This is a genomic window from uncultured Dialister sp., from assembly GCF_900538805.1.
Classification (GTDB): domain Bacteria; phylum Bacillota; class Negativicutes; order Veillonellales; family Dialisteraceae; genus Dialister.
On sequence record NZ_UPZP01000138.1, the window covers coordinates 1 to 4,308 of the forward strand.

4 protein-coding genes are annotated in these 4,308 nt (G+C 53.8%); 1 reads left to right on the forward strand and 3 read right to left on the reverse strand.

What is annotated here, in order from left to right; all coding sequences use genetic code 11:
- Positions 1 to 1,317: 1,317 nt before the first annotated feature.
- The 3 genes from QZQ29_RS08985 to QZQ29_RS08995 are packed head-to-tail and all read right to left on the reverse strand — an operon-like array spanning position 1,318 to position 2,670.
- The gene (locus tag QZQ29_RS08985) at positions 1,318 to 1,938 is read right to left on the reverse strand and encodes a DUF6448 family protein (RefSeq protein WP_296962508.1); all 621 of its coding nucleotides are present in this window, start codon (positions 1,936 to 1,938) and stop codon (positions 1,318 to 1,320) included.
- Between the two features lie 30 nt (positions 1,939 to 1,968).
- Entirely contained in the window at positions 1,969 to 2,292 is a 324-nt protein-coding gene (locus QZQ29_RS08990) for a cupin domain-containing protein (RefSeq protein WP_296962510.1), read from the reverse strand.
- 51 nt (positions 2,293 to 2,343) lie between these two features.
- Entirely contained in the window at positions 2,344 to 2,670 is a 327-nt protein-coding gene (locus tag QZQ29_RS08995; RefSeq protein WP_296962512.1) for a cupin domain-containing protein, read from the reverse strand.
- A 165-nt stretch (positions 2,671 to 2,835) separates the two neighbouring features.
- On the opposite strand from QZQ29_RS08995, the gene QZQ29_RS09000 reads away from it, so the two are divergent.
- Positions 2,836 to 3,504 carry a Crp/Fnr family transcriptional regulator gene (locus tag QZQ29_RS09000; protein WP_296962516.1) on the forward strand — a complete coding sequence of 223 codons (669 nt, stop codon included), beginning with the start codon at positions 2,836 to 2,838 and terminating at the stop codon, positions 3,502 to 3,504.
- The last annotated feature ends 804 nt before the right edge of the window (positions 3,505 to 4,308 follow it).

Here is a 4,308-nt window from a genome sequence, read left to right on the forward strand (position 1 = left end):
CAAGTGACCTGGAGTCCATTTGATTAGAAGAATTTTAATTTAGCAGAAAAATTTACACAAAGGACTTGACAGACCCGGGCTATTATGTGAGCATAGCCTGCACACAAAGCGAACACCTCAAAGCCCGGCCAGCAGGTGTCGCCGTAGGCGACGGAGGATCGGGGCGTCAGGTCTTTCGCTAAAAAGATTCGGTGTTCCTCAGGGCTTCGCCCAGCTCCATTCCGGTCGGCAATTCATAGGAAGGCGATTCCAAATTTCTCGTTTCCCCTTGAGGGGAACGCCGCGAAGCGGCAAAGGGTGTACGAGGTTAAGAATTACAATGTTGCTCCATTGCTGCTCTACGCAGGGCCAACTTTGCCCAACTTGGCAATCCTATGCAGGATTGCCACCTGAGGAAGGAGCCTGCGTTACGTGCTTTCCTTCCCGCCCCCACTGTCATTCTTAACGAAGTGAAGAATCGCCGGTACATGTAGATGTTGACACATTTGCTGCTAAATACCCGTCGGCGGGAGGGAGCCGCAAGATGTAGAGGCAAAGGCAATCAGCTTCCGGCTGCAGGCTGCAGGCTTCCGGCTGAGTCCGGCTTGATGTCTTGAGATTCATCAGCAGGACATACATTACAGTGATTAGCCGCCTTACGGCGGCTTTTCCCCCTTTGGTGCCTTCGGCACCACCTTTCTCCACGGGAAAGCGTCTCACTTGGTTCTCAGGTCGCTATCGCTCCCCTACGAACCAAGTTCGCTTGCCACCCCGCAAAAGCGGGGGCACTATGGATGCTCAACATTTTGCTACATGGCTCTAAAGTAAAGCGTAGAGCAAACTTCCCCCTCCGGGGGAAGTCCCGCGCAGCGGGAATAGGGGTGCATTTCCATCGCCCGCAGGGCGGTTTGCCTGTTTCCCACGGGCGAAGCCCGGTTGTAAAGGTTTTTGCCGCCGACAGGCGGCATTTATATTGGCGCCGCAAGGCGCCCACCTCCCCAATCGGTCAGCCGACTAAAAGGAAGGCCTCTTATTGGGCAGGCTAGAGGCCAACTTCGGCTGACTTGCGTATCCCATGCGGGATACGCACAGAGCGGTACTATATAACTACCCTGGGCAGGCCCTCAACCAGTCCGGAAGGCGGAGCCGATCCCGGACTGAACCCTTGGCGCCCAGGGCCGAAGGCCCGGCGGCGCCATCAACCCTCGCGGCGAAGCCGCGTCAACCTTCGGGAATACATCCAAGCGCCGATTCCTCCTCAAAAGCCCACCGCCTCAAGTATCGCACACAGCAAAAAAGCACCAGTCATCAGACTAGTGCTTTTCTAGTGCTTTTTTATTATTCCTGTCCATGCAGGGCTTCATGGCCGCCATGGCCATGTACTCCGTGATGTTCGTCCTCCTCTCCCTCTGCAAATTTAAAGAACTGCACATAGGCCTCAATGTATTCCCGGCCCGCCTCAAGGTCATTTACGTCGAAATCCCTGAGGGTCATGACCCGCTGGAAGCGGCGCTCCAGCTCCGGCTGCTTATCCCTATCCACCAAATGCTCCAGGGGCTTCAGATTTCCTTCTTCAATGCTCCTGTCCGCCGCCTTCACCCTCTCATCAATTGGCGTTCCATGGGGCTTCACCCCTTCAAAGGGCGCCCCCTCTCCGGCCCGGTGGTCCCGGAGGAGGATTTCAAAGAAATACTGCTCCGCCAGATTTCTGGTATCTGCATTGATATCCTTCACCTTCATGCTCAGATTAAATGCCCGGGTCACCTCCCCCTCATACCGGGGCTGCACCCATTTCAGCGCATAATTCACATTATCCGTTTCCATGGCCTTCAGGGCATCCTTCACCGTCGGCCCGTCCATGGTATCACAGTGGGCCTCCGCCGCCACTGGCGCCAGCAGCAGCATACCCACCGCCAGCCCAAGGGCCGCCTTCCTTGCCAGACCTTTTATCGCTGTCATCTTCACCAACTTCCTTTCATAAGAAATCTATCAGTAAATCCGTACCATGGAGAACTTGAACCGGGTCACCGCCTGCAGATGATGAAGGGTGCCCTCCTTCAGATAGAGGAAATCTCCCTTCTTCACGTTGAGATCTTTTCCTCCCACATGAAGCACCGCTTCCCCTTCCAGGGCCTGGAAAATGAGATCCGACGGCGCTTTGTGCTCCGGAATCAGCACGCCCTTATCCACCGCCATGAGCACATGCTCCGCCTTGTCATTGCTGTCAATCACCAGCGGATGAAAAGCACCGTCCCGGTAATCCACCTTATCTGCCAGATTGAAAATTTCGTTTTCCTGAATTGTGTTAATCATTGGAATCATCCTTTCCTGTTTATATGTGTACCGATTGATGAAGTTTGAAAATTATTTATAAAGACGCACCATGGAGAACTTGAACTTTGATACTGCCTGCAGGTGATGAAGTGTACCCTTATTCATGTAAAGGAAATCTCCCTTCTTCACCGGATGGTCAACGCCGTTAATCTGAATCACTGCTTCCCCTTCCAGGGCCTGGAAAATAAGGTCCGCCGGCGCTTTATGGTCCGGAATCAGCACCCCCGCATCCACCGCCATAAGGAAAAGCTCTGCCTTGTCGTTGCGGAGGGCCGCCTGCGGATGGAAAGTGCCTTCTCTGTAATCCACCTTGTCTGCCAGATTGAAAATTTCGTTTTCCTGAATTGTGTCCATCATTGGAATCATCCTTTCCTGTTTCACTGAAGCTCTGTAAGCTCGGATTTCTTTATCTGTAAATAGTATAAAGAAACGGGGCATCTAAAACATTGATACATATCAAGAAATGTAAATATTTCTTTTTTTCATGTATAATAGAAAAAAAGAAATAAGAAAGGATATCCCATGAAAGAACATCACTGCACATCCATCGTCCCCCTTTTCAACCACCTTTCCGAAGAGGAACAGGACAAAATCGAAAGCCTCGTCATTCACCGCCACTTCAGCAAAGGCGAAACCGTCTGGCAGCCGGGAGACGACCCCCTCCTCATCATCGTGGCATCGGGCTCCATGAAAGTCTACATGATTGCAGGAAACGGGAGGGAACAGCTCCTCCGCCTCCTCACCCCCGGCAGCTACGAAGGCGCCAACGCCCTCCTGGGCGCCAGGGCCCAGGACCTCTTCATCGACACTTTGGAAGCCACCGACGCCTGCCTCCTCCGGAAAAGCGACTTCACCGCCCTCCTTGAGAAAACCCCAAAGCTGGCCCTGAAACTTCTGGAAATCAACGCCCAGCGCATGGCGGACACAGAAAACCAGACCCGCTTCCTCATGATGGAAAGAGTAGAAACCAGACTTTCCGCCTACCTCCTGAGCCTCTCCCTCCTAAGCAGCAGCGCGGCGGACCTGGAAATCCCCATGAAAATGAAAGACCTCTCCGCCTACCTGGGCACCACCCCCGAAACCCTCTCCCGTAAACTCCACCTGCTGGAAGAAACAAACCTCATCAGCCGGAAAGGAAAGAAAATCCATATTGCAAATAGGAAAGGGCTTAAGCAGATGGCAGAGGGGTAAAGATCAGAGGATTCAGAGAGGAAAGGTTCTTAAGATTGACCGGCCCTTCAGGCCGGAGGGTTCTTAGGTTTAACGGGCCTTTGGCCCGAAGGTTGTGGTGGCGCCATTGGAGCCGCACTGCGGCTCGGGTTCAGAGGATTCAGAAGGTTCAGAGGGGAAGGTGGCCAGCCCCTGCGGGGCTGGAGGTTATAGCCGCCTGCAGCGGCGGGTTGTGTAGAAAGGGGCGACGGCCCTTGGGGCCGAGGGTTGTGGTATCGCCCTGCGGGCGATGCTTATGAAGTTAGCGCTACGGGATTAACTTTTGTGTCTACAGTGCTGCTAGCCGAAGAGCGGAGGATACGGGCGTGAAATAAATGATAGAAGTCAGAAAGCAGACGACAGAAGACGTTACGTACATTCCTTCCCGTCCTCATCGTCAGAATACTGATCCCTAGGCGAAGAATCACGGAACATGTAGATGATGATTCCAACTAGCTCACTAGAGCACTAGTCCACTAAGGAAACCCAGTGGGCAGGAAGGAGCCGCTGGGGGTAAAGGTGAAGGCAATCGGCTTCCAGCTTCCTGCTGCCGGCTGGTTCCGGCTGGATGCCTTTGGATTCATCAGCAGGAATAGCATGGCGATGATTAGCGGCCTTCGGCCGCTTTCCCCCCTTTGGTGGCTGGCGCCGTCAGGCGGCATTTATATTGGCGCCGCAAGGCGCCCACCTCCCCAATCGGTCAGCCGAATAAAAGGAAGGCCTCTTATTGGGCAGGCTAGAGGCCAACTTCGGCTGACTTGCGTATCCCATGCGGGATACGCACAG